Raw genomic sequence first — 26,560 nt, forward strand, 5'->3', positions numbered from 1 at the left:
CCTTCCGGGCCGCTCAGCCGACCGGTCCGCCGAAGATGTCGATCGTGCCCTCGCGGAGGGTGACGATCGCACGCTTCGTGTCCTTGCGGCGGCCGATGCCGAACCGGGTCCGACGGGCCTTGCCCTGACGGTTCGCGGTGTTGACCGAGTCGACCTTCACGCCGAACACCTGCTCGACGGCGATCTTGATCTCGGTCTTGTTGGCGCGCGGGTCGACGAGGAAGGTGTACTTCCCCTCGTCCAGAAGGCCGTAGCTCTTCTCGGACACGACCGGCGCGATCAGGATGTCGCGGGGGTCCTTGCCGACGGTGGTCACTTCGTCTCCTCCTCGGCGACCTCGGACTCGCTCGCCACGGCCTTGGCACCCTTGGCGGGGCCGGCCAGGAACGCGTCGAGAGCGCCCTGCGTGAACACGACGTCGTCAGAGATCAGCACGTCGTAGGTGTTGAGCTGGTCGGCGACCAGCAGGTGCACCCGCTCGACGTTCCGCAGCGACTTCCACGTGATCTCGTCCTGGCGCTCGACGACGACCAGCACGTTCTTGCGGCCGGACAGGTTGTCGAGGACGGCGAGAGCGGACTTGGTCGACGGCGCGGTGCCCGGGGCGAAGCCCGAGACGACGTGCACGCGGCCGGCACGGGCGCGGTCCGAGAGAGCACCGCGGAGCGCCGCGGCCTTCATCTTCTTGGGGGTGCGCTGCGTGTAGTCACGCGGGGTCGGGCCGTGGACGACGCCACCGCCGGCGAACTGCGGAGCACGCGTCGAACCCTGGCGGGCGCGACCGGTGCCCTTCTGCTTGTACGGCTTCTTGCCGCCACCGCGGACCTCGCCGCGCGACTTGGTGTCGTGCGTGCCCTGGCGAGCCGCCGCGAGCTGCGCGACGACGACCTGGTGGATCAGCGGGACGTTGGTCTGCACGTCGAAGACGTCCGCGGGCAGGTCGGCGGTGCCGGCCTTCTGGCCCTGCGGGTCGAGGACGTCGACCGTCAGCGTGTCGCTCATGGAGGTCACGCACCCTTCACAGCGGAACGCACGACGACGACGCCACCCTTGGGGCCGGGGACGGCACCCTTGACGAGCAGGAGACCCCGCTCGGCGTCGACCGCGTGCACGGTCAGGTTCTGGGTGGTCTGACGGGCGTTGCCCATCCGACCGGCCATGCGCAGGCCCTTGAAGACACGCGACGGCGTCGACGCGCCACCGATCGAGCCGGGCTTGCGGTGGTTGCGGTGCGAACCGTGGGACGCGCTCACGCCGGCGAAGCCGTGGCGCTTCATGACACCGGCGGTGCCCTTGCCCTTGGTCGTCCCGACGACGTCGACGAGCTGGCCGGCCTCGAAGAGGGCGGCGGTGAGCTCCTGGCCGAGCGTGAACTCGGCGGCGTCCGACGTGCGGATCTCGGCCACGTGCCGGCGCGGCGTCACGCCGGCCTTCTCGAAGTGGCCCTTGAGCGGCTTGGTGACCTTGGTCGGCTTGACCTCGCCGAAGGCGAGCTGCACAGCGGCGTAGCCGTCGGTCTCAGCGGAGCGGACCTGCGTCACGACGTTCGTGCCGACGGCGACCACGGTGACGGGCACGAGACGACCGTTGTCGTCCCAGAGCTGCGTCATGCCGAGCTTGGTGCCGAGCAGCGCCGTGACGGGGCGCGCGTTCTGCTGGGTAACCATGAAGATCAGTTCCTTCCCAGCGTCAGAGCTTGATCTCGATGTTCACGTCCGCAGGCAGGTCGAGACGCATGAGCGAGTCGACGGCCTTCGGCGTGGGGTCGATGATGTCGATCAGCCGCTTGTGCGTGCGCATCTCGAAGTGCTCACGGCTGTCCTTGTACTTGTGGGGCGACCGGATGACGCAGAAGACGTTCTTCTCCGTCGGCAGCGGCACCGGACCCACGACCGACGCACCAGCGCGAGTCACCGTGTCGACGATCTTGCGCGCCGAGCTGTCGATGACCTCGTGGTCGTAGGACTTGAGCCGGATGCGGATCTTCTGTCCCGCCATGGCGTCGTCTACTTCTCTCTCTTCGAACCGGTCCGTCCGACCCCCGCACTCGGGCGTGTCGCTTCAGGCGACATGCCTCTGCGCTGCGTACCGTCTCCGGCACGAGGTCGGTGGTTGTAGTCGAGCCTCCACCGCCGGGTGACCCCGGGGTCCGGACGCTCTCCACGTCTGCCTGCCCAGCCGGTCGGGCGCACGTAGGCACACCACCCCCAGCGGGCAACTTGACTAGTCTGCCAGACGGACCGCGGATACTCCAATCCCGCTCCCCTGTGCGCTCGCCCACAACCCCCACGACCGACCGCCGACGACCATCCCTGGCGTCGGTCCGTCGGGGCGGCGCCGGGGCACCCGGCGCCGGGCGGTCGACCGCCGGCCGTCAGGCCGAGGGCGGGACCTGGCGGCGTCGGCCCACGTGCACGACCGTCGGCGGCCGCCGGTCCTGCCACGGCGCCACCGCCACGTCGACCCCGTGCGCCCCGGACACCTCGACGAAGCGCTCGAGCACGCCGGCGAACGCGCGCCGGAAGCCGTCGCGCTCCGCGTCGTGGTCCTCCACCTCGACGCGCAGGACGGCCGCCGACCGTCCCGCGGCGTGACCCCGCACGTGCACGGCGGTCGCCACGAGCGGCACGCTCATCTCGCCGCCGATCGCGGCGGCCAGCGCGGCCTCCCCGAGGAGCCCGCTCGCCGTGGCCCGCGGCCCGCGGAGCGTGCACACGGGGACCCCGCCGGCACCGACGAGGCGCTCGACCCGCAGGCCGTCCGCCGCGGCGAGTCCCGCGAGCACGTCCATCGCCGCCGCGACCGGGGCGGCGACCGACACGACGCACGCCGGCGCGGTCATGCCGGTCGGCCACGGACGAGGCCCCGCGGTGTCGAGGCCGGACCACGTCCGCCACGGGTGCCCGACCGGGAACGACGGCGCGAACCGGTCCGCGACGACGGACCGCGCCGCGTCGGTCGCGACGTCGGTGAGCCGGCGCACCGACGACGGGAGGCGGGTCATGCCGGGAGCGTAGGCGCCACGCCGACGGGTGCGGCGACCACCGGCCCGACACCACCCGCTCGGCGCAGGGCGCTCCGGGGCGCCGCGTCAGCGCCGCTCGATCGTCAGGGTGCCCACGCCGCCGCCGACCCGCACCTCGTAGTGCGGTGCGGACGGGTCGAGGTCGGCGGTGCTGACCTCGGCGCCCGCGCCGAGACCGTCGGTCGTCAGCCCGTCGACGGTCGCCGAGCCGGCGCCCGACGTGACGAGCGCACGGACCCCGACGTCCTGCGGCACGCGCACCGTGAGGATGCCCGCACCCGCGCGCTGGTCCACCACGACGACGCCGTCGGGCGCGGGCAGGTCGAGCTCGACCGCGTCCGCCCCGGCCGCGAGGACGACACCGCCGACCTCCGCGTCGGTCAGGTCGGCGGTGACGCGCGACGCGCCCGACCGCACCTCGATCGCCCACCGGACGTCCGCGGCGAGCCGCACGGTCACGGCTCCCCCGCCGAGACCGACGACACGGGCGTCGGCCGGGCCGTCGACCGACGCCGGCCGGTCCGCGCGCGACGGCTCGACGAGGACGAGGTCCCCCGTGGGCGCGTCGGCGCGCAGGTCCAGGGTCCCGACGTCACCCGTCACGACGAGCCGGGCGGCGTCGACTCCGCCCCGAGGGAGGGCGACGGCGCGATCCGGGTCGGAGCCGCCGCCCGCACCCCACGGCCACTCGTCGGAGCGCAGCGGTCCCTGCGTCACGACCAGCACGAGGACGGCGACCAGCAGGACCAGGCCGACGGCCCACCACGTGCGGGCGGGGACCGCGGGAGCCGATGCGGGCTCGCGCTCGTCCGTCGTCCGACCCGCCCCGGTCCCGGGCTCGACGGGCGCGCGCCCGGGCGTCGCATGCAGGTCCGGTCCGTCGCTGCTCGAGGCCATGGCGGCGACCGTACCGACGCGGCCCCCGCTCCGCGCGCGGGAGCCGCCCGACACGTCGTCCTGGCCGCGCGGCGGCCGCGGCACCGGCCCCGGGGGACGACGCAGGGCCCGGGAGCCGAAGCTCCCGGGCCCTGCGTGCGAGCGATCTAGCCCCGAAGGGCGGTGATCACTTGATGATCTTCGTGACCCGGCCCGAGCCGACGGTGCGGCCACCCTCACGGATGGCGAAGCCGAGGCCCTCCTCCATGGCGATGGGCTGGATGAGGTTCACGTGGATCTCGGTGTTGTCGCCGGGCATGACCATCTCGGTGCCCTCGGGCAGCGTGATGACACCGGTGACGTCCGTCGTCCGGAAGTAGAACTGCGGACGGTAGTTGCCGTAGAACGGGTTGTGACGGCCGCCCTCGTCCTTGGCCAGGATGTAGACCTGGCCCTCGAACTCGGTGTGCGGGGTGATCGAACCCGGCTTCACGACGACCTGGCCGCGCTCGACCTCCTCGCGCTTCGTGCCGCGCAGGAGCAGACCGACGTTCTCGCCGGCCTCGGCGTAGTCGAGCAGCTTGCGGAACATCTCGACGCCGGTGACCGTGGTCTTGATCGCCTTCTCCTTGATACCGACGATCTCCACCTCCTCGTTCACCTTGAGCTGACCGCGCTCGACACGGCCGGTGACGACCGTGCCACGACCGGTGATCGTGAAGACGTCCTCGATCGGCATGAGGAACGGCTTGTCGATGTCACGGACCGGGTCCGGGACGTTCTCGTCGACCGCGTCCAGCAGGTCCTCGACGGACTTGACCCAGACCGGGTCGCCCTCGAGCGCCTTGAGGCCGGAGACGCGCACGACCGGGACGTCGTCGCCCGCGAAGCCCTGCGAGGAGAGGAGCTCGCGCACCTCGACCTCGACGAGCTCGAGGATCTCCTCGTCGTCGACGACGTCGGACTTGTTCAGCGCCACGAGCAGGTAGGGCACGCCGACCTGACGGGCGAGCAGGACGTGCTCACGCGTCTGGGCCATCGGGCCGTCCGTCGCGGCGACCACGAGGATGGCGCCGTCCATCTGCGCCGCACCCGTGATCATGTTCTTGATGTAGTCGGCGTGACCCGGAGCGTCGACGTGCGCGTAGTGGCGCTTCTCCGTCTGGTACTCGACGTGCGCGATGTTGATCGTGATACCGCGCTGCTTCTCCTCCGGCGCCTTGTCGATCTCGTCGAACGGCGTGAAGGGGTTCAGGTCCGGGTACTTGTCGTGCAGCACCTTCGAGATCGCGGCGGTCAGCGTCGTCTTGCCGTGGTCGACGTGACCGATGGTCCCGATGTTGACGTGCGGCTTGGTCCGCTCGAACTTCGCCTTGCCCACTGGGTGTCCTCCTCAGGACTTGGTAGAGAGTGCCCGTCTGCGGCTACCGGGAGGGTAGACGCGAGGCGTGCGGTCCTACGGGTCGGTTTGTGTGATGGAACTACAGGTGTCGACCTGTGGGACTACTCGCCCCGGGTCTTCTTGATGATCTCGTCGGCAACGTTCCGAGGAACCTCGGCGTAGCTGTCGAACTGCATCGAGTACACCGCGCGACCCTGGGTCTTCGACCGCAGGTCACCGACGTACCCGAACATCTCGGAGAGAGGAACCTGGGCGCGGATCACCTTCACGCCCGTCGCGTCCTCCATGGACTGGATCATGCCGCGGCGGCTGTTGAGGTCGCCGATGACGTCACCCATGTAGTCCTCGGGGGTGCGGACCTCGACGGCCATGATCGGCTCGAGGAGAGCCGGGTCGGCCTTGCGGACCGCCTCCTTGAGGATCATCGAACCGGCGATCTTGAACGCCATCTCCGAGGAGTCGACGTCGTGCGACGCACCGTCGAGCAGGATCGCCTTGACGCCCACGAGCGGGAAGCCCGCGAGGACACCGAGCTGCATCGCGCTCTGGATACCGGCGTCGACCGACGGGATGTACTCGCGCGGGATGCGGCCACCGGTGACCTTGTTCTCGAACTCGTACAGCTCGCCCTCGGCGGGGTCCAGCGGCTCGAAGGTCATCTGGACCTTCGCGTACTGGCCCGAGCCACCGGTCTGCTTCTTGTGCGTGTAGTCCATCTTCTCGACGGCACGACGGATCGTCTCGCGGTACGCGACCTGCGGCTTGCCGACGTTCGCCTCGACCTTGAACTCGCGACGCATGCGGTCGACCAGGATGTCGAGGTGGAGCTCGCCCATGCCGCCGATGACGGTCTGGCCGGTCTCCTCGTCGAGCTTGACCCGGAACGTCGGGTCCTCCTCGGCGAGCTTCTGGATCGCGACGGAGAGCTTCTCCTGGTCGCCCTTCGTCTTCGGCTCGATGGCCACGTCGATGACGGGCTCCGGGAAGGTCATCGACTCGAGGACCACCGGCGCCGACGGGTCCGTCAGGGTGTCACCGGTGGTGACGTCCTTCAGGCCGATGAACGCGTAGATGTGGCCGGCCGTCGCCTCCTGGACCGGGTTCTCCTTGTTGGAGTGCATCTGGAAGAGCTTCCCGATGCGCTCCTTCTTGCCCTTGGTCGAGTTGAGCACCTGGGCGCCCTGCTCGACCTTGCCGGAGTACACGCGGACGTAGGTCAGCTTGCCGAAGAACGGGTGCGCGGCGACCTTGAACGCGAGGGCCGAGAACGGCTCCGTGGCGTCGGGGTGACGCTCGATGACGAGCTCGGCGTCCTTGGCGTCGTGGCCCTGGACGGCCGGCACGTCGAGCGGCGTCGGCAGGTAGTCGATGACGGCGTCGAGCATGGGCTGCACGCCCTTGTTCTTGAACGCCGAGCCGCACAGCACCGGGTACGCCTCGGAGGCGACCGTGAGCTTGCGGATGCCCGCCTTGATCTCGGCGACCGTCAGCTCCTCGCCGCCGAGGTACTTCTCGAGCAGCTCCTCGTCGGTCTCCGCGACGGCCTCGATGAGCTCGGCGCGGTACTGCTCCGCCTTCTCGACGAGGTCGGCCGGGATCTCCTCGATCTCGTACTTCTCGCCGAGGGCCGTCTCGCCGCGCCACACCAGGGCGCGCTGCTCGACGAGGTCCACGACGCCGATGAAGTCGTTCTCGGAGCCGATGGGCAGCTGGATGACGAGCGGCTTCGCCTTGAGGCGGTCGACGATCGTCTTGACCGTGAAGTAGAAGTCCGCGCCCAGCTTGTCCATCTTGTTGACGAAGCAGATGCGGGGGACGTCGTACTTGTCCGCCTGGCGCCAGACCGTCTCCGACTGGGGCTCGACGCCCTCCTTGCCGTCGAACACGGCGACCGCACCGTCGAGGACGCGCAGCGAGCGCTCGACCTCGACCGTGAAGTCCACGTGGCCGGGCGTGTCGATGATGTTGATCTGGTTGTTCTTCCAGTAGCAGGTCGTCGCGGCCGACGTGATCGTGATGCCGCGCTCCTGCTCCTGCTCCATCCAGTCCATCGTCGACGCACCGTCGTGCGTCTCACCGATCTTGTAGTTGACCCCGGTGTAGAACAGGATCCGCTCGGTGGTGGTGGTCTTGCCGGCATCGATGTGCGCCATGATGCCGATGTTGCGGACCTTCGTCAGGTCCGTGAGCACGTCCAGTGCCACGTGAGTTGCCCCTTGTCGGTTGGCTTGTGGTGGTGCCGCCGCCCCGCCCGCGCATGCTGAGCAGCACGGACGGGGCGCGGCGACCGGCTGGGATTACCAGCGGTAGTGCGCGAAGGCCTTGTTCGACTCGGCCATCTTGTGCATGTCCTCGCGGCGCTTGACCGCGGCACCGAGGCCGTTCGAGGCGTCGAGGATCTCGTTCATGAGGCGCTCGGTCATCGTCTTCTCGCGGCGGGCGCGCGAGTAGTCGGTGAGCCAGCGCAGGGCCAGGGTCGTCTGGCGCACGGGGCGCACCTCGACCGGGACCTGGTACGTGGCACCGCCGACGCGGCGCGAGCGGACCTCGAGCGAGGGACGCACGTTGTCGAGCGCGCGCTTGAGCACGACGACCGGGTCGCCCTGCGTCTTCTCGCGCACGCCCTCGAGGGCGCCGTAGACGATCGACTCCGCGACGGACTTCTTGCCGTCGAGGAGGACCTTGTTGATCAGCTGCGTGACGACCGGCGACCCGTAGACCGGGTCGGAGATCAGCGGCCGCTTCGGGGCCGGACCCTTACGAGGCATCAGCCCACCTTCTTCGCGCCGTAGCGGCTACGCGCCTGCTTGCGGTTCTTGACGCCCTGCGTGTCGAGGGCACCACGGACGATCTTGTACCGGACACCCGGGAGGTCCTTCACACGGCCGCCGCGGACGAGCACGATCGAGTGCTCCTGCAGGTTGTGGCCGACGCCGGGGATGTACGCGGTGACCTCGACCTGGCTCGAGAGACGGACACGGGCCACCTTGCGGAGGGCCGAGTTCGGCTTCTTCGGGGTCGTGGTGTAGACGCGGGTGCACACACCGCGTCGCTGGGGGGAGCCCTTGAGGGCGGGCGTCTTCGACTTGTTCGTCTTCGCCTGCCGGCCCTTGCGGACCAGCTGCTGGATCGTAGGCACTACGTCTCCGTCTGTTGGATGAGCTCTGGTCGACCGGACCCGTCACCCTGGACGGCCGGCAAGTGCGGGGGTCGTCGCCCGTCGCGCGACTACGTCCCTGGTCTCGAGTCCCGCACCGACCCCCGCGCCCGGGCGTGTCGCCCCGGCCTTCCGCGGCGCTTCCCGTCCGGTGTTCCGTGACGGAGGTGACGCGGTGGAGGGGGAACCACCCGGTGCTCCCGACCCGCTCCCCCGCGTCAGCGGGGGCACGTCCGAGTGCACGCATGAGGGCCCGACGGCGCGGGCACGGTGTCCTACGTTACCTGGGCCCCCACGGGAGCGTCAAAGAGACGGCGCTCACCTGCCCACGCTACCCGTGGACCGGCGCACGCTCATCCCGAGCGCTCTCCCGCCGCACGACGGCGGCCGGGGCCGAGGACGCCCGAGGGGGCCCGCCGCGGACGGCGGACCCCCTCGGGTCGGAGAGGCAGTGACCTCAGCGGAAGTCGCCGAAGTCGATGTCCTCGAGCGGGATCGCCTCGCCCGAGCCGAGGCCCAGGGCGGGGAAGTCGATCTCGTCGTAGCCGAAGGTCGGGTACAGCTCGGCCTTCGCCTCCTCGGTCGGCTCCACCGTGATGTTCCGGTAGCGGGGCAGGCCCGTGCCGGCGGGGATGAGCTTGCCGAGGATGACGTTCTCCTTGAGGCCCAGGAGCGGGTCGGACCGACCCGACATCGCGGCCTCGGTGAGGACGCGCGTCGTCTCCTGGAAGGAGGCCGCGGACAGCCACGAGTCCGTCGCGAGCGACGCCTTCGTGATGCCCATGAGCTCGGGACGACCCGACGCCGGCTGGCCACCCTCGGACACGGCCTTGCGGTTCGCGTCCTCGAACCGCGCACGCTCGGCGAGCTCGCCGGGCAGCAGGTCCGTGGTGCCGGAGTCGAGGACCGTCACGCGCCGCAGCATCTGCCGCACGATGACCTCGATGTGCTTGTCGTGGATGTCCACGCCCTGCGAGCGGTAGACCTCCTGCACCTCGTCGACCAGGTGCTTCTGCGTGGCACGCGGGCCGAGGATGCGCAGCACCTTCTTGGGGTCGACGGCGCCCTGGACCAGCTGGGTGCCGACCGCGACGTGGTCGCCGTCGTTCACCAGCAGGCGCGAGCGCTTCGTGATCGGGTAGGCGATCTCCTCCGAGCCGTCGTCCGGCGTGAGGACGATGCGCCGCGAGCGGTCACCCTCCTCGATCGCGATGCGGCCCGAGAACTCCGCGATGGGCGCCTCACCCTTGGGGGTGCGGGCCTCGAAGAGCTCCTGGACACGCGGCAGACCCTGCGTGATGTCGTCGGCCGAGGCCACACCACCGGTGTGGAACGTCCGCATCGTCAGCTGGGTGCCGGGCTCACCGATCGACTGGGCCGCGATGATGCCGACGGCCTCGCCGATGTCGACGAGCTTGCCGGTCGCGAGCGAACGGCCGTAGCACTTCGCGCACGTGCCGACACGCGACTCGCAGGTGAGCACGGAGCGCACCTTGAGCGTGTCGACGCCCGACTCGAGCAGGCGGTCCAGGAGCACGTCACCGACGTCGTCACCGGCGTGGCCGATGAGCTCGCCGTCGACCTCGATGTCCGTCGCCAGCGTGCGCGAGTAGACGGAGGTCTCGACCTTGTCGTGACGACGCAGCCCCTCGGTGCCCGGGACGCCGATCGGCATCGTCAGGCCGCGCTCGGTGCCGCAGTCCTCCTCGCGGACGATGACGTCCTGCGAGACGTCCACCAGACGACGCGTCAGGTAGCCCGAGTCGGCGGTCCGCAGCGCGGTGTCCGCCAGACCCTTGCGGGCACCGTGCGTCGCGATGAAGTACTCGAGGACGGACAGGCCCTCGCGGTAGTTCGCCTTGATCGGGCGCGGGATGATCTCGCCCTTCGGGTTGGCCACCAGACCACGCATGCCGGCGATCTGCCGGACCTGCATCCAGTTGCCTCGCGCGCCCGAGCCGACCATGCGGTACACCGTGTTGCGCGCAGGGAAGTTCTCCTGCATCGCCTTGGCGACCTTGTCCGTGGCCTGGGTCCAGATCTCGATGAGCTCCTGACGGCGCTCGTCGTCGGTGATCAGACCCTTGTCGTACTGGCCCTGGACCTTGGCGGCCCGCGCCTCGTGCTCCTCGAGGATGTCCTTCTTCGCGGCCGGGGTCGCGACGTCGGAGATCGAGATCGTCACGCCGGAGCGCGTCGCCCAGCGGAAGCCGGCCTCCTTGAGCGCGTCGAGGGACGCCGCGACGGCGACCTTCGGGTAGCGCTCGGCGAGGTCGTTGACGATCGCCGAGAGGCGCTTCTTGTCGACGACGCCGTTCTCGTACGGGTAGTCGACCGGCAGCAGCTCGTTGAAGAGCGCACGGCCGAGCGTCGTCTCGAACAGCAGCGTGTCGCCCTCGGACCAGCCCTCGGGGGCGTCCTCCTCGGACAGCACCAGGTCGTCGAACCGGATCTTCACGACCGCGTTGAGGTCGAGCGTCCCCTGGTCGAACGCCATGATCGCCTCGGACACCGAGCTGAACGCCCGGCCGGCACCCTCCGCGTCCTCCTTGTCGGAGGTCAGGTGGAAGAGGCCGATGATCATGTCCTGCGACGGCATGGTCACGGGGCGACCGTCCGACGGCTTCAGGATGTTGTTGCTCGAGAGCATGAGGATGCGGGCCTCGGCCTGCGCCTCCGCGCTCAGGGGCAGGTGGACGGCCATCTGGTCACCGTCGAAGTCCGCGTTGAACGCGGCGCACACGAGCGGGTGCAGGTGGATCGCCTTGCCCTCGACGAGCTGCGGCTCGAACGCCTGGATGCCCAGACGGTGCAGCGTGGGCGCACGGTTTAGCAGCACCGGGTGCTCGGTGATGACCTCCTCGAGCACGTCCCACACGACCGGGCGGGCGCGCTCGACCATGCGCTTGGCCGACTTGATGTTCTGCGCGTGGTTGAGGTCCACGAGCCGCTTCATGACGAACGGCTTGAAGAGCTCGAGCGCCATCTGCTTGGGCAGGCCGCACTGGTGCAGCTTGAGCTGCGGGCCGACGACGATGACCGAACGGCCCGAGTAGTCGACGCGCTTGCCGAGCAGGTTCTGGCGGAACCGGCCCTGCTTGCCCTTGAGCATGTCGGAGATCGACTTCAGCGGACGGTTGCCGGGGCCCGTGACCGGGCGACCACGACGGCCGTTGTCGAACAGCGAGTCCACGGCCTCCTGGAGCATCCGCTTCTCGTTGTTGACGATGATCTCCGGCGCGCCCAGGTCCAGGAGCCGCTTGAGGCGGTTGTTCCGGTTGATGACGCGGCGGTACAGGTCGTTCAGGTCAGACGTGGCGAAGCGGCCACCGTCGAGCTGGACCATCGGGCGCAGGTCCGGCGGGATGACCGGGACCGCGTCGAGGACCATGCCCGTCGGCGAGTTGTTCGTCGTGAGGAACGCGTTGACGACCTTCAGACGCTTGAGGGCACGCGTCTTGCGCTGGCCCTTGCCCGTCTTGATGATCTCGCGCAGGTTGTCGGACTCCGCCTCCAGGTCGAACGCCTCGAGACGCTTCTGGATCGCCGCGGCGCCCATCGAGCCCTCGAAGTAGTTGCCGTAGCGGTCCTGCAGCTGGCGGTAGAGCAGCTCGTCGCCCTCCAGGTCGGCGACCTTGAGGTTCTTGAACCGGTCCCACACGTTCTCGAGGCGCTCGAGGTCCGCGTCCGCGCGCTTGCGGATCTGGGCCATCTCACGCTCGGCCGAGTCGCGGACCTTGCGGCGCGCGTCGGCCTTGCCGCCCTCGGCCTCGAGCTCGGCGAGGTCCTGCTCGAGCTTGAGCGCGCGGGCGTTGATGTCGTTGTCGCGGCGGTCCGCGATCTCCTTCTTCTCCAGGTCGATCTCGTTCTGGAGGTTCGGGAGGTCCTCGTGACGGCCCTCCTCGTCGACCCACGTGATCATGTAGGCCGCGAAGTAGATGACCTTCTCGAGGTCCTTGGGCGCCAGGTCGAGCAGGTAGCCCAGACGCGACGGCACACCCTTGAAGAACCAGATGTGCGTCACCGGGGCGGCGAGCTCGATGTGACCCATGCGCTCACGGCGCACCTTGGAGCGCGTGACCTCGACACCGCAGCGCTCGCAGATGATGCCCTTGAAGCGGACGCGCTTGTACTTGCCGCAGTAGCACTCCCAGTCCCGGGTGGGACCGAAGATCTTCTCGCAGAACAGGCCATCCTTCTCCGGCTTCAGGGTCCGGTAGTTGATGGTCTCGGGCTTCTTCACCTCGCCGTGCGACCACGCACGGATGTCGTCGGCCGTGGCCAGGCCGATACGCAGCTCGTCGAAGACGTTGACGTCGAGCAAGGGGTCCTACTTCCTTCGCTTGCCGGGTCCTTCAGGAGGCCCGGCGGACGGAATGGTGCAAGGGGGTGCGGGCGCTGTCGCGGGCGGCGGGGCCGCCCACGACAGGCTCGGCGTCAGATCTCTTCGATGCTGCTGGCGTTGGGGCGGCGCGACAGGTCGATGCCGAGCTCCTCCGCGGCGCGGTAGACCTCGTCGTCGTTCTCCTTCATGTCGATCGAGACGCCGTCGGACGACAGCACCTCGACGTTCAGGCAGAGCGACTGCATCTCCTTGAGGAGGACCTTGAAGGACTCCGGGATGCCCGAGTCGGGGATGTTCTCGCCCTTGACGATCGCCTCGTACACCTTGACGCGGCCGGGCACGTCGTCCGACTTGATGGTGAGGAGCTCCTGCAGCGTGTAGGCAGCGCCGTACGCCTCGAGGGCCCACACCTCCATCTCGCCGAACCGCTGACCACCGAACTGCGCCTTACCACCCAGCGGCTGCTGCGTGATCATCGAGTACGGACCGGTCGAGCGCGCGTGGATCTTGTCGTCGACCAGGTGGTGCAGCTTGAGGATGTACATGTAGCCGACCGCGACCGGGTCCGGGAACGGCTCGCCGGAGCGGCCGTCGAAGAGCCGGGCCTTGCCGTCGGGCTGGACCATCCGGTCGCCGTCACGGTTGGGCAGCGTCGACCCGAGCAGACCCGTGAGGGTCTCCTCCGGCACGCCGTCGAAGACGGGCGTGGCGACCGGGTTGCCGGCCGGGGACGAGGCCGCGACCGCGGGCACGCCCTCCTTCCACTGCACGTCGCCCTCGGCGAGCTCGATGTCCCAGCCCTGCTTCGCGACCCACCCGAGGTGCGTCTCGAGGACCTGCCCGACGTTCATGCGACCGGGCACACCCAGCGGGTTGAGCACGACGTCGACCGGCGTGCCGTCCGCGAGGAACGGCATGTCCTCGACGGGGAGGATCTTCGAGATGACGCCCTTGTTGCCGTGACGGCCGGCGAGCTTGTCGCCGTCCGTGATCTTGCGGCGCTGCGCGATGTACACGCGGACCAGCTCGTTCACGCCGGCGGGCAGCTCGTCGCCGTCCTCACGGCTGAACGTGCGCACCTCGATGACCGTGCCGGACTCGCCGTGGGGCACCTTGAGCGACGTGTCGCGGACCTCGCGCGCCTTCTCGCCGAAGATCGCGCGGAGCAGGCGCTCCTCGGGGGTCAGCTCGGTCTCGCCCTTCGGGGTGACCTTGCCGACGAGGATGTCGCCCGCCGCGACCTCGGCACCGATGCGGATGATGCCGCGCTCGTCGAGGTCCGCGAGGACCTCCTCGGAGACGTTCGGGATGTCCCGCGTGATCTCCTCGGGGCCGAGCTTCGTGTCGCGGGCGTCGACCTCGTGCTCCTCGATGTGGATCGAGGACAGGACGTCGTCCTGCACGAGGCGCTGCGACAGGATGATCGCGTCCTCGTAGTTGTGGCCCTCCCACGACATGAACGCGACGAGCAGGTTGCGGCCGAGCGCGAGCTCGCCCTCGTCCGTCGCCGGGCCGTCGGCGAGCACCGAGTTGACCTCGACGCGCGCGCCCTGCTCGACCAGCACGCGCTGGTTGTAGGACGTGCCCTGGTTCGAGCGGCGGAACTTCGCCACGCGGTAGGTCGACGTGGTCGCGTCGTCGTTGGCGACGACGATCAGGTCCGCCGACACCTCGGTGACGACACCCGGCTTCGTCGCGACGATGACGTCGCCCGCGTCGACCGCCGCACGACGCTCCATGCCGGTGCCGACGAGCGGCGCCTCGGAGCGGACCAGCGGCACGGCCTGGCGCTGCATGTTCGCACCCATGAGGGCGCGGTTCGCGTCGTCGTGCTCGAGGAACGGGATGAGGGCCGTCGCGACCGACACCATCTGGCGCGGCGAGACGTCCATGTAGTCGATGTTCTCGCCCGTGACGTACTCGATCTCGCCGCCCTTGACGCGGACGAGGACGCGGTCCTCCTCGAACGAGCCGTCGGCCTCGAGCGGCGCGTTGGCCTGCGCGATGACGTGGCGGTCCTCGTCGTCGGCGGTGAGGTAGTGCACCTCGTCCGTGACGCGGCCGTCGACGACCTTGCGGTACGGCGTCTCGACGAAGCCGAACGGGTTGATCCGCCCGAACGACGCGAGCGAGCCGATCAGACCGATGTTCGGACCCTCAGGGGTCTCGATCGGGCACATGCGGCCGTAGTGCGACGGGTGGACGTCACGGACCTCCATGCCGGCGCGGTCGCGCGACAGACCACCCGGGCCGAGGGCCGACAGACGACGCTTGTGCGTCAGGCCCGCGAGCGGGTTGTTCTGGTCCATGAACTGCGACAGCTGGCTCGTCCCGAAGAACTCCTTGATGGAGGCCACGACAGGACGGATGTTGATGAGCGTCTGCGGCGTGATCGCCTCGACGTCCTGCGTCGTCATGCGCTCGCGCACGACGCGCTCCATCCGGGACAGGCCCGTGCGGACCTGGTTCTGGATGAGCTCGCCGACCGCACGGATGCGACGGTTGCCGAAGTGGTCGATGTCGTCGGTCTCGACGCGCACCTCGATCGCCTCGCCCGCCCGCGTGCCGGGCAGCGTCTGCAGGTCGATGTGCAGCGACGCGAGGTACTTGATCGTCGCGACGACGTCCGCGAGCGAGAGGACCGAGTCCGCGAGGGGCGCGTCCTGGCCGAGCTTCTTGTTCAGCTTGTAGCGGCCGACCTTCGCGAGGTCGTAGCGCTTCGGGTTGAAGTAGAAGTTCTCGATGAGCGCGCGGCCGGCCTCGACGGTCGGCGGCTCGCCCGGGCGGATCTTGCGGTAGAGGTCGAGCAGCGCCTCGTCCTGCGTCTGGACGTGGTCCTTCTCGAGCGTCTCGATGACGGCCGGGTACGCGGCGAACTCCTCGCGGATCTCCGCCTCGGTCATGCCGAGCGCCTTGAGCAGGACGGTCGCGTTCTGCTTGCGCTTGCGGTCGACGCGGACGCCGACGTTGTCGCGCTTGTCGATCTCGAACTCGAGCCACGCGCCGCGGCTCGGGATGACCTTGGCGGTGAGGATGTCCTTGTCGGACGTCTTGTCCGCCTGGCGCTCGAAGTAGACGCCCGGCGAGCGGACGAGCTGCGAGACGACGACGCGCTCGGTGCCGTTGATGATGAACGTGCCGCGCTCGGTCATGAGCGGGAAGTCGCCCATGAAGACCGTCTGGCTCTTGATCTCACCGGTCGTGTAGTTGACGAACTCCGCGGTGACGAACAGAGGCGCGGCGTACGTGAAGTCCTTCTCCTTGCACTCCTCGGCCGTGTACTTCGGCGGCTCGAAGCGGTGCTCGCGGAAGGAGAGCGACATGGAGCCGCCGAAGTCCTCGATCGGCGAGATCTCCTCGAAGATCTCCTCGAGACCGGCGGTCTCGGGGACGTCCTGGCGGCCGGCCTCGAGGGCGGCGGCCACGCGGGCCTGCCAGCGCTCGTTGCCCAGCAGCCAGTCGAAGCTCTCGGTCTGCAGGCCGAGCAGGTCGGGGACCTCGAGCGGCTCGTGGATCTTGGCGAAGGAGATACGACGGGATGCGGTGCGGTTCGCGATGGCGTCAGCGGTCGGTGCAGAAGGGGTGCGCGAGGCAGCCAAGAGGGGTCCTTCCCTGCGGATCGTGTGCACGCTGCGCAGGTCAGGCGGAGCGCGATCCCCCGGCCGTGCGAGCTGCGGAACCGTCGCGCACGTACGACGTCCACTGCTCGGGTTATACGGGATCGCGGGCACAGGCCAGCGCAAAGCGCTAGCATACTCAACCGGCATGGGAAAGTCCACCCGGCGTCGGCCGGTCACCGCGTCCTCGTCGACGCCGTCCGGCTCCACGCTCACGCGGGCGACTCGCCCGCGCCGACGACCACGCTGTCGTCGCGGCACATGGTGGCACACGTCACCCTGACCGCGAAAGCGGAGCAGGTGAGAGGGTCCCTCCGACCCGCGCGCCGCCGCGACGCGCCGCCCTCCTCCCCCACCGGCCCGGGTCTCGACCCATCCGCCCGCCGCCCGGCTGCGAACCCTCGTCGCACCACACGCACGCGGTCCCTGCGGACCGCCCGGGCGGGGCCACGCGCCCCGGGAACGAGGCAGCCATGTCGCAGTCCCCCAACCGCATCGTCGGCACGGTCTTCGGAGCCGTCTACCTGCTCGTCGGCCTCGCCGGCTTCTTCGTGACGTCGGGCGTCGGCTTCGCGTCGACCGAGGGCGAGCCGCTGATCCTCTTCGAGGTCAACCCCCTCCACAACGTCGTCCACCTGCTCATCGGCGCGGCGCTGTTCCTCGCCGCACGGTCCTCGGTCGCCGCGTCGCGCGCCGCGAACACCGGCGTCGGCGCCGTCTACCTGCTCGTCGGCGTCCTCGGCCTGTTCCTCGTGGGCAGCGGCGCGAACATCCTCGCGCTCAACGGCGCCGACAACGTCCTGCACTTCGCGAGCGCGGTCCTGCTGCTCGGCGTCGGGCTCGGCGCCGACCGCACCGCCTCGGCGCGGGCGACCGCGTGACCACCGCGTCCGCTGCTCCCGTCGTCCGGCCCGCCGCCGGGCGACGGGAGCCCGTCGCGGGCGCGCCGACCTCGGACCGGACGGTCGCAAGGTCCCCCGCCGCGGTCGCGCTGCGCGTCGGCGCCGCCGACGCGACGCTCGGCGTGGGGCTCGTGCTGGTCGCGCTCGGGGCCGAGCACCTGCGCCACGCGCCCGTCGTCGCGGTCGCCGCCGTCGCGCTCGGCGTGGCGGAGCTCGTCTGGGCGTGCGCGGCCCTGCGCGGCCCGGTGCCGCTGCCGCGTGCGGCGCTCGCGGTGCTGCTCGTCGGCGGGGCGGGCTGGCTCGTCGTCCAGCCGGCGACGGGCGAGCCGCTCGGGCACGCCGACGTCGCCGTCGCCGGCCTCCAGGTCGCGGCCGCCCTCCTCGTCGCGGGCGGGCTGCGACTCGGACGCGACGACGGCGCGGGGCGCCGGGCCCCTGCGGGTCCGCTGGCGCAGCTCGTCGCGCTCGTCGTGGGCGCGGGGCTCGTCGCGGTGGTGACGGTCCCGGCGCTCGCCGCGACCGACGCCGGTGCCCACGCGCAGCCGCACGGCTCGCACGGGCTCCCCGGCCTCCCGGGCCTCGGCGGGCACGCGGGTCACCCCTGACGCCGCACCCGCGTCGCACCGCGCCGCGGGAAGACGAAGGCCGCACCCCCTGACGGGGTGCGGCCTTTGTCGTGCAGTGCGCCTCCGGGTGCCGGTCGCAGGACCGGGCCGGAGTCAGATCACTTGAGGGTGACCGTGGCGCCGGCGCCCTCGAGCTGCGCCTTCGCCTTCTCGGCGGTCTCCTTGTTGACACCCTCGAGGACGGCCTTGGGGGCCTCGTCCACCAGGTCCTTGGCCTCCTTGAGGCCGAGCGACGTGAGGGCGCGCACCTCCTTGATGACCTGGATCTTCTTGTCGCCGGCCGCCTCGAGGACGACGTCGAACGAGTCCTTCTCCTCCTCGGCCTCGGCCTCGGCGCCCGCGCCACCGGCGGCGGGGGCCGCGGCGACGGCGACGGGAGCGGCGGCGGTGACCTCGAAGACCTCCTCGAAGGCCTTCACGAACTCGGAGAGCTCGATCAGGGTGAGGCCCTTGAACTGCTCGATGAGCTCCTCGGTGCTGAGCTTCGCCATGATGGCGTTCCTTTCGTCTGGTGCCCGGTCAGCCGCTGCGGCTGCCGAAGCAGATGTGGGGGTGTGCGCGACGCGTCGCCGCCCGGAGGACCGGGACGGTCAGGCGGCAGCGCCTTCCGACTCCTGCTTCTGGCGCAGGGCATCGATGACACGGGCGGCCTGGGCGGTGTTCGCGGTGAAGACGTAGGCAGCCTGGTAGAGCTTGGCCTTCATCGCACCGGCCGCCTTGGCCAGGAGCACCTCGCGGGACTCGAGGTCCGCGAGCTTGGTGACCTCCGCGGCGGTCAGGGCGCGTCCGTCGAGGACACCGCCCTTGATGACCAGCGCGGGGTTCGCCTTGGCGAAGTCACGCAGACCCTTCGCGGCCTCGACCGGGTCACCGGTGACGAAGGCGATCGCCGACGGGCCCGCGAGCGCGTCGTCGAGGCCAGTCAGACCGGCTTCCTTGGCCGCGATCGCGGTCAGCGTGTTCTTCACCACGGCGTAGGTTGCGTTACCGCCGAGCGCCTTGCGCAGCCGCTTGAGCTGCGCGACGGTGAGCCCGCGGTACTCGGTCAGCACGGCCGCGTTGGACTCACGGAACCGGTCCGTGAGCTCTGCGACAGCGGCTGCCTTGTCCGGCCTCGCCATGGCAATCCTTCCGATGGTGGTGCCACCGGTCTGCGCCCCGACAAACAAAAGAGCCCCGCGCAGGCGCGGGGCTCGGCGTCAGGACGCAGCGTTGGCCGGTCCGTCGGGGAACTCTCACCTGCGCTGGCCTCCGCTGCTGCGGGACTTCGGTCGAGGTCACGGAACGTGACGCCGACGACCGGCGGTCTTGGGCCCGACAAGCGTACGGCACGCGCGCCGCGTCGCCCAAATCGCGTCGCCGCACCCCTCCCGGCCGTCGCGGTGCGGCCCGGTCCGCGCGTCGGAACGGCGCGCCGCGGTGCGTGTGTCAGACCGGCGCGCCGAAGCACATGAGCGGTGCGACGGTGCCCGTCCGCTCGGCGTCCTCGGCCATCGCGGTCGCCACCGCGCGCGCGACCGGGGCGCCCTCGCGCAGCAGCACGTGCGTCCGGGTCATCACGCGCCGAGCCGTCTCGTCGGGCAGGGGCGCGATCGCCGCCACCACGCATCCGACCCCGCGCCGCAGCAGGACGCTCGCCATGCCGAGGGCCTCCCCACCCGCGCGCACCGAGGCCCGGCCGACCTCGCAGCTCGACAGGACGACCAGGTCCGGCGTCTGCGCACCGGCGTCGAGCTCGTGCGCGAACAGCGGACCGTCGGCCAGCCGGACCGACGAGAACAGCGGGTTGTCGGGCTCGTGCCGGCCGTGCGCGGCGAGGTGCACCACGCCAGGCGAGCCGAGCAGCGCGATCATGCGCGCCACCGTGGCGTCGGCCCCGACCACGGCCTCGCCGTCGGGCCACAGCGCCGCGACCTCGCGCACCTCGTCGTCGGCGTGGCGAAGGCCCGGCCCCGCGGCGGCCGTGACCCGGCCCGGCATCGCGCCGACCGTCCCGGTGTAGCGGATCCAGTGGTGCACCGACGGCGCGACGACCGTCGGGCGGCCCGAGCGCGCCGCGAGCATCGACCACGGCAGTGCGCCGAGCCAGCCCGTCGCGACCACCACGAGCTCGTCGGGAGCCCCCAGGAGCGGCGCGAGCCGTGCCTCGATCGCCGCCAGCCCGTGCCGCAGGGCGCGCTGCGCGACCTCCCGCAGCTCCGCCGGCACCAGGGGGTTCGCCGTGACCTCCAGGTCGGCGTGCACGCGGCGCACCAGCTCCGACAGGTCGGCCGCGGGGCCGAGCCGGTGGAGCTCGGTGCGGTGCGCCGTCACCGCGACGGCGAGCAGCTCGCCCCGGTGCACGCCGATGTCCACGAGCGCGCTGCCCGGACGGTCCGCGAGCAGCCGCCGCACCTCCGACGCGCGCCCCGGGCGCTCGTCGCCCGCCTCGCCCCGCTCGTGCCACGAGCGCGCGAGGATCTCGTGCTTGAGGCGCTGCGCCTCGCGGAACGCACGAGTGCGCTGCGGGTCGGCGCTCGCGCGGCCGACGATGCCGCGGCTGTCGTCGATGAGCCGCCGGAGCTGCGACAGCAGCGCGGCCGACTCGGGGTCGCTCGGCGGGTTGACGCGCGGCGTCCCGCCGATCACCGCGCGGATCCGCTCCGCCGCGTCCAGCAGCGCCGTCGCGCGGCCCGTCGACAGCGCGAGCTCGACGTCGAGCGACGCGAGCGCCCTGCCGTGCACCGCGCCCGCCGTGCGCAGGTCCAGCGAGCCGAACCGCGAACGGTGCAGCGCGAGGTCGCGCTGGCCCGCGTGCACGAACCGCGCCGCCCGGGCGCGGTCCCCCGCCGCCTGCGCGAGCTTCGCGCGGATCCAGCGCCCGTGCAGCCGCACCGCGATCGGGTCGCTCCCCCGGACCGTGCCGAGCTGCTCGAGCAGCGCCTCCGGGTCGTCGAGGGCGCCGCGCGCCAGGTCCGCCTCGATCCGCACGTACGCCGCCCCGACCTCCCACGCCGTGCGTCCCGACGCCCGGCACATCGCCTCGAGCCGGCCCGCGCGGCGCGACAACCCCGCCCACAGGGTCCGCGTCGCCGCGTCGGGCGGTGCCTGCGCGTACGCGACCGCGTCCACCTGCAGCCCGAGCAGCGCCGCCCGCACGACCCACGCGTCCTCACGACGACGACGGAACCGGCGCTCCGCCGACGCCGCGAACCGGCGGGCCGCCGCGACGTCGCCCCGCAGCAGCGCGCACTCCGCGCGGCCCAGCTCGCACTCCGCGACGTCACGGACCCGACGGTGCTGCTCGAACGACGCCGCCGCCTCCGCGAGCGTCTGGTCCGCGACGCCGACCAGGCCCGCCTCCAGCAGCACGCGCGCCCGGTCGAGCAGGGCCGTCGGCCGCGGCGGACCCGGCAGGATCCGCGCCGCCGCCTCCATGCGCGCGAGCGCGTCCGGGAGGTTCCCGGCGACGAAGTCCAGGTACCCGAGGTTGTGCTCGGCCTTGAACGTCAGCAGCTCGAAGCCCGCCCGCCGCGAGCGGCGCGCGCACTCCGCGTAGTCCGCGCGCGACAGCGACACGTGGTGCATGTCCGAGTGCAGGACCCCGCGGTTGAGCAGCACGCGGCACGCGTCGATCGGGTCGGCGTCGTCGATCGACGCGACCGCCTCGTCGAGCCAGTGCAGCGCCTCGTGCTGACGGCCCGCCCGCAGCGCGAGCAGCCCCCGCAGACCCGCGACCGCCGGGACCAGCCCCGCCCAGCCGCGCGACGGGTCACGCTCGTGCTCGACGAGCATCGCGTCGAGCTCGTCGAGCGCCGGACCCGGGGCGCCACGCGTCTCGAAGTCCGCCTTCGCGAGCTCGACCAGCGCGCGCGCCCGCAGCCGCACGACGTCCGGCGTCCCCGGCAGGGACTCCAGGTCGCGCAGCAGCGGGCGCAGGCGTCGGCGGGCACGCGTCGGACGACCCTCGGCGTTCTCGGTCTCGGCGCGCACCAGCGCCTCGGCGAGCACGTCGACGGTGAGCGGCCCGGCGGCCGCCGGGCCGCCCGGGTCCGACATCGGTGACTTAGAGCTCGATCTGCGGGGTCACGATGGGCACCTGCGGCTCCTCCGGTCGCCGCAGGACGAGCCGCGCCGGTCCCCGCTCGACGTCGGAGAACGAGAAGCGGCCGTCCGCGTCCGACGTCACCGTCGTCACGTCGCCGGACTGGTGCAGCTCGACCGACAGCTCGCTCGCCGGTGCGGCCCAGCCGTCGACCCGCACGCGGTCCGCCTCCGGGTGCACCGAGATCATCACCGTGAGCACGTCCGTCGTGAACGTGATCGTGCCGGCCTCGATGCTCGTCTCGTCCGCACGGACCGCGAGCGCCGGCTCACCGACCAGGTGCAGCTCCGCGAGCTCGGCGTGCAGCGCCTCGATCGTCAGCGCCATGCCGATGCGGTCGACCAGCCCGTCGGGGACCGGGTCCGACGCGCCGACCAGCGACGCGAGCTGCTGGAGGATCTCCACGTCCGCCACGTCCAGCGAACCCGCGGCGACCAGGGCGAGGGTGCTCTCGTCGGTGCTCATGACATGCTCCAGGCGGGGTCGTTGGAGAGGGCGAGGCGGAGCTTCGCGAGACAGCGGCCGCGGGTCGGGCCGATGCTCCCGACCGGCATCCCGAGCGCCCGGGACACCACCGTGTAGTCCGGCCGGTCGACCAGCGCGACCAGGCCCAGGAGCCGGCGGCAGCGGTCCGGCAGCGTTCCCACGTGCTCCCAGAGCACCCGGTCGCGCTCCGAGCGCACCGCGACCGTGTCCGGACGGTCCTCCGCGGGCGCCGACAGCCAGTCCGTCACGTGCTCGTCCTGCTCGTGCCGCACCAGGTCCTCCCGCGTGCGGCGCACCGCACGCCACGCCGCGCGCTTGGCGGTGACGAGCATCCACTGCAGCGTCGCCCGCGGGTCGCGGATGGACTCGATGTCACGGACGAGGGTGAGCCAGACGTTCTGCACGATGTCCTGCGCCTGCTCCGCGTCCACGCCCTGGGCGCGGACCGTGTGCCACAGCAGGGGCGTCATCACGTGCACGAGCGCCGCGAGCGGCGCCCTGTCGCCGTCGCGGTACGCGACCACGGCCCGGGCGGCCTGGTCGGCCAGCCCCTCACCCTCGCGGAGCGCGGCGTCCACCGGCTCCACCAGGTCGTCACTCATCATGGACCCCTCACAGGCTGGCCTCGTCGGGCGGCCGCGCCCCTGACACAGTAGGGCGGCCCGGACAACCCCGACAAGGACGACACGGACAGCTGACCGGCTCCCGCGCGGACCGGGTGCGCTCCCGTCCCGCGCGCCTGCGGGCGCCCGTCCCCCCGTGCCGGGGTCGACCCTCAGGAGCGGGCCTCCCGCCACCAGATACACGTGCACCAAGATTTCTTCCCCGGACGTGTATCTGGGCAGGCCGCAGGCGCTCCTCGCCAGCACCCGCCCGAGCTCACGCCGTCCGGTCCGCCCCCCGCGGCGACGGCGCCGGAGCGGGCCGGGACCGTGGACTTCGAACCGAGGAGACGCACGACATGACCGAGCAGGACAGCGCGCCCGAGCCCCTCAGCCGGGAGCAGATCCGTCCGACCAAGCGCACCCACGAGGACTCGCTCATCGCCCGCCCCGGCGTCGTCGGGGTCGACATCGGCGAGAAGTGGTCCGACGGGCGCCCCACCGGGCGACAGGCGATCGTCGTGCACGTCACCCGCAAGCTCGACGCGGCCGACCTCGACGACGCCCAGCGCATCCCCGCGACCATCGACGGCGTCCCCACCGACGTCGTCGAGCACCACGTCGTGCTGCACCACGAGGCCCCGGCCGTCGACGACGTCACGACGCTCATGCGCGGACGCGTCCGGCCGCTCGCCGGCGGCATCAGCATCGGTCCCGTCGACCCCGTCACCATCCAGAGCGCCAGCTCCGCCGAGCTGCGCTCCGTCAACGGCACGCTCGGCGTCGTCGTCGTCGAGCGGCACACCGGCCGCGCGCTCGCCCTCACCAACTGGCACGTCGCCGCCGGTGACGGCCTCGAGGACGTCGGCAGCCGCTGGGTGCAGCCCGCGCTCGCCGACGGCGCCTCGCGCGGCGACCAGTTCGGCCTGCTCGTCCGCGGCACCCTCACCGACCGCATCGACGCCGCCGTCGTCGCCATCGCGCCCGGCACGGCGTGGGTGCCCGGCGTCGTCGGCATCGGCGCGGTCACCGGGTCCGCAGCCGCCGTGGACGGCTCCGTCGTCCGCAAGCACGGCCGCACGACCGGTCTGCGGACCGGGCGCGTCGTGTCCACCGACTTCACGACGTCCGTCGACTTCGGCCCCGGCATCGGGTGGCGGACCCTGCGGGACCAGATCCGGGTCGAGCCCGCCGAGGGGCAGCCGTCGTTCTCCGCGGGCGGCGACTCCGGGTCGGTGGTCGTCGACGAGGACGGCAAGGTCGTCGGGCTGCTGTGGGCCGGCGAGGGCGACGGCTCCTTCTCCGTCGCCAACCCCATCGCCGCGGTCCTGTCGACGCTCGGCGTCGACGTCGCGACGCCCGCGTCCGTCCGCGCCGCACGGGCCCGCCAGGCGGCGCTCGCGCGTCGGGCCGCACAGCTGCGGGCTGCCCAGCAGCGCGCGTCGGGCGGTCTGTTCCCGCCCGTGTCGGCCGCCTACCGGCGTTCGCGGCGACGGCGGGCCGTCGGCCCGCAGGCGCCCGACGGCGTCCGCGCGCCGTCGAACGGTGCGGCTGCGGACGGGCCCGCTGCGACCGGTGGCTCCTCGTCCGACGGCTCGACAGGACCGTCGACGGCCCGCGCCGGGGGTCCTGCCGGGCGTGCCTCGGCCGCCGGCGAGGTGCGCGAGCACCGCCTGGGTGCGGCCGCTCAGCCGTTCACGGAGCCGTTCACGGAGCCGTTCACCGAGGCGCTGACGGCGAACCCGTTCACCGAGCCCTTCACGGAGCCGTTCACCGAGCCCTTCACCGAGTCGCTCACGGCGAACCCCTTCACCGAACCGTTCACCGAGCCGTTCACGGAGCCCTTCACCGAGCCGTTCACCGAGGCCCTCGGCGCGAACCCGTTCACCGAGCCCTTCACCGAACCGTTCACCGAGCCCTTCACCGAACCGTTCACGGAGCCCTTCACCGAACCGTTCACCGAGCCGTTCACCGAGGCCCTCGGCGCGAACCCGTTCACCGAGCCGTTCACGGAGCCCTTCACCGAGCCGTTCACCGAGCCGTTCACCGAACCCTTCGCGGAGCCCTTCACCGAGGCGCTCGCGCAGGCCTACGCCCGCATCTACGGCCCGCAGCGCGCCGCGGTCGCGCTCGCCCGCGTCCGTGCGGAGGCCGCACGTCGCCAGCGTGAGGCCTTCTGGGCGGGCTACGTCACCGCGATCGTCCGCGGCCGCGCTCGCTGACGAGAGACACCGAGACCACGAGGAGACCGCCCGACATGAGCGTCCTGGCAGAAGGAGTCGACCGTCAGCCGACGGCACGCGTCATCGCGCTGCGGCCGTCCGCAGGCCGGCACGCCGCCGCCGGGCGGTCTCCCGAGGTCCTGGGGCTCGGCCCCGAGCCCGCCGAGGCCCCGCACGACGGCCCCACGGGGCGGCACGTGATCGCCCCCGCGCCGTTCGGCACGCCCGGCACGGGAACCCGCTCGCTCGTCCGCGAGCTCGAGGACCTGACCGAGCAGATGCACGCGCACGGCGCCCTCCCGTCGCTGCGGGTCGACCTGCGCGAGCTCCTGGCGGCGTGGGCGGCGGCGCTCGTGCGCCTGCACCGCACGCCGCTGACCCCGACGACACCCGTCGCGGAGCTGCCCTGGGTGCTGACCGAGCCGCTGCCCGACTGGCTCGACGTCCTGCCCGGCGACACCGGCCCCGTCTGGGCGGTCCGCGCGCACCCCGGCATCCGCCGCGCCGTGGAGGAGACGCGACGGTCGTGGCTACCCGTGCAGTGGGTGCACGGCGACCCGACCGGTGACGAGGTCGTCCTGACACGGTCCCGCGGGGCCGTGCGGGCGGTGCTCCTGGGCGTCGCACGGGACACGCCGGAGGGTCCCCTGGCCCCCGCGCGCCCGGGCCGCAGCGGGTGCGGCGACCCCCGGTGGGACGTCGCGACGGCGCTCGACTGGCTCGCGCTCGCGCTCGGTCCGGCGCTCGATCCCGCGTGGCAGCTCGACCCCGTCGCCACCTTCGCCGCGCAGTACCGCGAGCTCGGCGGCGACGCGCTGCCGAACCGGGCGACGGCCGTCGCCCGCACGCTCGCGTCCGCGGTGGAGTGGACGGCCCAGCTCACGCTCGACCGCGACCCGAGCGACGACGAGCGCGCGTGGTTGTCGGGCCTGTGGTCCCGTCCGCTCGAGCTGGTGGGGCACACCCGCACGCCGTCGATGGTCGCGCACCGCTCCTGAGCCGGCCGCGGCCGCGAGCAGCCGGTCGTCCGGGTGCTCGGGCGGTCGACGGGGGCTCCGTACGTCGGCGTGCATGGGCGCGGAGCCGGCGGGACGAGGACCCCGCCTCCGGGCTCGGCCCGTGCGGCGCGCGACACGGTTGAGGACCACCCGCGCCGGTGACCGGCGCGTGGCGCGCAGCGCAGGACGAGCGGGGAAGGACGAGCGGGCAGGACCGG

At 71.8% G+C, this 26,560-nt stretch carries 21 protein-coding genes; 4 read left to right on the top strand and 17 right to left on the bottom strand.

All coding sequences use genetic code 11. The features are described from left to right. Positions 1-13: 13 nt before the first annotated feature. The 12 genes from rplW to rpoB all read right to left on the bottom strand — a co-directional run bounded on the left by rplW (position 14) and on the right by rpoB (position 16,404). Positions 14-316 carry a 50S ribosomal protein L23 gene (rplW, locus tag OMK64_RS04160; protein ID WP_124342369.1) on the bottom strand — a complete coding sequence of 101 codons (303 nt, stop codon included), beginning with the start codon at positions 314-316 and terminating at the stop codon, positions 14-16. Continuing rightward, positions 313-1,002 carry a 50S ribosomal protein L4 gene (gene rplD, locus OMK64_RS04165; RefSeq protein WP_272726712.1) on the bottom strand — a complete coding sequence of 230 codons (690 nt, stop codon included), beginning with the start codon at positions 1,000-1,002 and terminating at the stop codon, positions 313-315. Before rplD ends, rplW begins: the two co-directional genes overlap by 4 nt. Positions 1,003-1,007: 5 nt before the next feature. Continuing rightward, positions 1,008-1,667, bottom strand: a complete 660-nt coding sequence (rplC, locus tag OMK64_RS04170; RefSeq protein WP_124342367.1) for a 50S ribosomal protein L3 — start codon at positions 1,665-1,667, stop codon at positions 1,008-1,010. 22 nt (positions 1,668-1,689) lie between these two features. After that, positions 1,690-1,998 (bottom strand): 30S ribosomal protein S10, encoded by a 309-nt coding sequence (gene rpsJ, locus OMK64_RS04175; protein WP_013117879.1) that lies wholly within the window; start codon positions 1,996-1,998, stop codon positions 1,690-1,692. Between the two features lie 376 nt (positions 1,999-2,374). Further along, positions 2,375-3,004: a hypothetical protein gene (locus OMK64_RS04180; protein ID WP_272726715.1), complete on the bottom strand. Its 630-nt coding sequence runs from the start codon at positions 3,002-3,004 to the stop codon at positions 2,375-2,377. An 87-nt stretch (positions 3,005-3,091) separates the two neighbouring features. After that, positions 3,092-3,922, bottom strand: coding sequence for a hypothetical protein (locus OMK64_RS04185; protein WP_272726717.1), 831 nt, complete (start codon positions 3,920-3,922; stop codon positions 3,092-3,094). Positions 3,923-4,088: 166 nt separating this feature from the next. Beyond that, on the bottom strand, positions 4,089-5,282 hold the full coding sequence (gene tuf, locus OMK64_RS04190; protein ID WP_272726718.1) for an elongation factor Tu: 1,194 nt from the start codon (positions 5,280-5,282) through the stop codon (positions 4,089-4,091). Between the two features lie 122 nt (positions 5,283-5,404). Further along, entirely contained in the window at positions 5,405-7,507 is a 2,103-nt protein-coding gene (gene fusA, locus OMK64_RS04195) for an elongation factor G (RefSeq protein ID WP_272726719.1), read from the bottom strand. Between the two features lie 93 nt (positions 7,508-7,600). After that, positions 7,601-8,071, bottom strand: a complete 471-nt coding sequence (gene rpsG, locus OMK64_RS04200) for a 30S ribosomal protein S7 (protein WP_013770161.1) — start codon at positions 8,069-8,071, stop codon at positions 7,601-7,603. After that, the gene (rpsL, locus tag OMK64_RS04205; protein ID WP_013770160.1) at positions 8,071-8,442 is read right to left on the bottom strand and encodes a 30S ribosomal protein S12; all 372 of its coding nucleotides are present in this window, start codon (positions 8,440-8,442) and stop codon (positions 8,071-8,073) included. Before rpsL ends, rpsG begins: the two co-directional genes overlap by 1 nt. 475 nt (positions 8,443-8,917) lie before the next feature. After that, complete coding sequence (locus OMK64_RS04210; protein WP_272726721.1) at positions 8,918-12,784, bottom strand: DNA-directed RNA polymerase subunit beta'; 3,867 nt, start codon at positions 12,782-12,784, stop codon at positions 8,918-8,920. A 113-nt stretch (positions 12,785-12,897) separates the two neighbouring features. Next, positions 12,898-16,404, bottom strand: coding sequence for a DNA-directed RNA polymerase subunit beta (gene rpoB / locus OMK64_RS04215; RefSeq protein WP_272726722.1), 3,507 nt, complete (start codon positions 16,402-16,404; stop codon positions 12,898-12,900). Between the two features lie 491 nt (positions 16,405-16,895). Here rpoB and OMK64_RS04220 point away from each other — a divergent pair, with 491 nt between their 5' ends. Together OMK64_RS04220 and OMK64_RS04225 are read left to right on the top strand one after the other, a co-directional pair. Further along, positions 16,896-17,303: a DUF4383 domain-containing protein gene (locus OMK64_RS04220; RefSeq protein WP_272726723.1), complete on the top strand. Its 408-nt coding sequence runs from the start codon at positions 16,896-16,898 to the stop codon at positions 17,301-17,303. After that, positions 17,300-17,929, top strand: coding sequence for a hypothetical protein (locus tag OMK64_RS04225; RefSeq protein WP_272726724.1), 630 nt, complete (start codon positions 17,300-17,302; stop codon positions 17,927-17,929). The genes OMK64_RS04220 and OMK64_RS04225 overlap by 4 nt, the downstream gene beginning before the upstream one ends. A 119-nt stretch (positions 17,930-18,048) precedes the next feature. On the opposite strand, the gene rplL is transcribed toward OMK64_RS04225, so the two are convergent. The 5 genes from rplL to OMK64_RS04250 form a co-directional block, all read right to left on the bottom strand. Next, positions 18,049-18,441 (bottom strand): 50S ribosomal protein L7/L12, encoded by a 393-nt coding sequence (rplL, locus tag OMK64_RS04230; protein WP_272726725.1) that lies wholly within the window; start codon positions 18,439-18,441, stop codon positions 18,049-18,051. A gap of 99 nt (positions 18,442-18,540) precedes the next feature. Next, the gene (gene rplJ, locus OMK64_RS04235; RefSeq protein WP_272726726.1) at positions 18,541-19,071 is read right to left on the bottom strand and encodes a 50S ribosomal protein L10; all 531 of its coding nucleotides are present in this window, start codon (positions 19,069-19,071) and stop codon (positions 18,541-18,543) included. Positions 19,072-19,378: 307 nt separating this feature from the next. Next, entirely contained in the window at positions 19,379-21,988 is a 2,610-nt protein-coding gene (locus tag OMK64_RS04240; protein ID WP_272726727.1) for a CHAT domain-containing protein, read from the bottom strand. Positions 21,989-21,995: 7 nt separating this feature from the next. After that, the gene (locus OMK64_RS04245; RefSeq protein WP_272726729.1) at positions 21,996-22,499 is read right to left on the bottom strand and encodes a carboxypeptidase regulatory-like domain-containing protein; all 504 of its coding nucleotides are present in this window, start codon (positions 22,497-22,499) and stop codon (positions 21,996-21,998) included. After that, positions 22,496-23,122, bottom strand: coding sequence for an RNA polymerase sigma factor (locus OMK64_RS04250; protein WP_225915920.1), 627 nt, complete (start codon positions 23,120-23,122; stop codon positions 22,496-22,498). Before OMK64_RS04250 ends, OMK64_RS04245 begins: the two co-directional genes overlap by 4 nt. Positions 23,123-23,481: 359 nt before the next feature. Between OMK64_RS04250 and OMK64_RS04255 the strand changes: the two genes are divergently transcribed. After that, positions 23,482-25,344: a chymotrypsin family serine protease gene (locus OMK64_RS04255; RefSeq protein WP_272726731.1), complete on the top strand. Its 1,863-nt coding sequence runs from the start codon at positions 23,482-23,484 to the stop codon at positions 25,342-25,344. A 35-nt stretch (positions 25,345-25,379) separates the two neighbouring features. After that, positions 25,380-26,342, top strand: coding sequence for a hypothetical protein (locus tag OMK64_RS04260; protein WP_272726732.1), 963 nt, complete (start codon positions 25,380-25,382; stop codon positions 26,340-26,342). Positions 26,343-26,560 lie beyond the last annotated feature (218 nt).

Origin of the sequence: Cellulomonas fimi, from assembly GCF_028527925.1 — a bacterium.
GTDB classification, from domain to species: Bacteria; Actinomycetota; Actinomycetes; order Actinomycetales; family Cellulomonadaceae; genus Cellulomonas; species Cellulomonas fimi_C.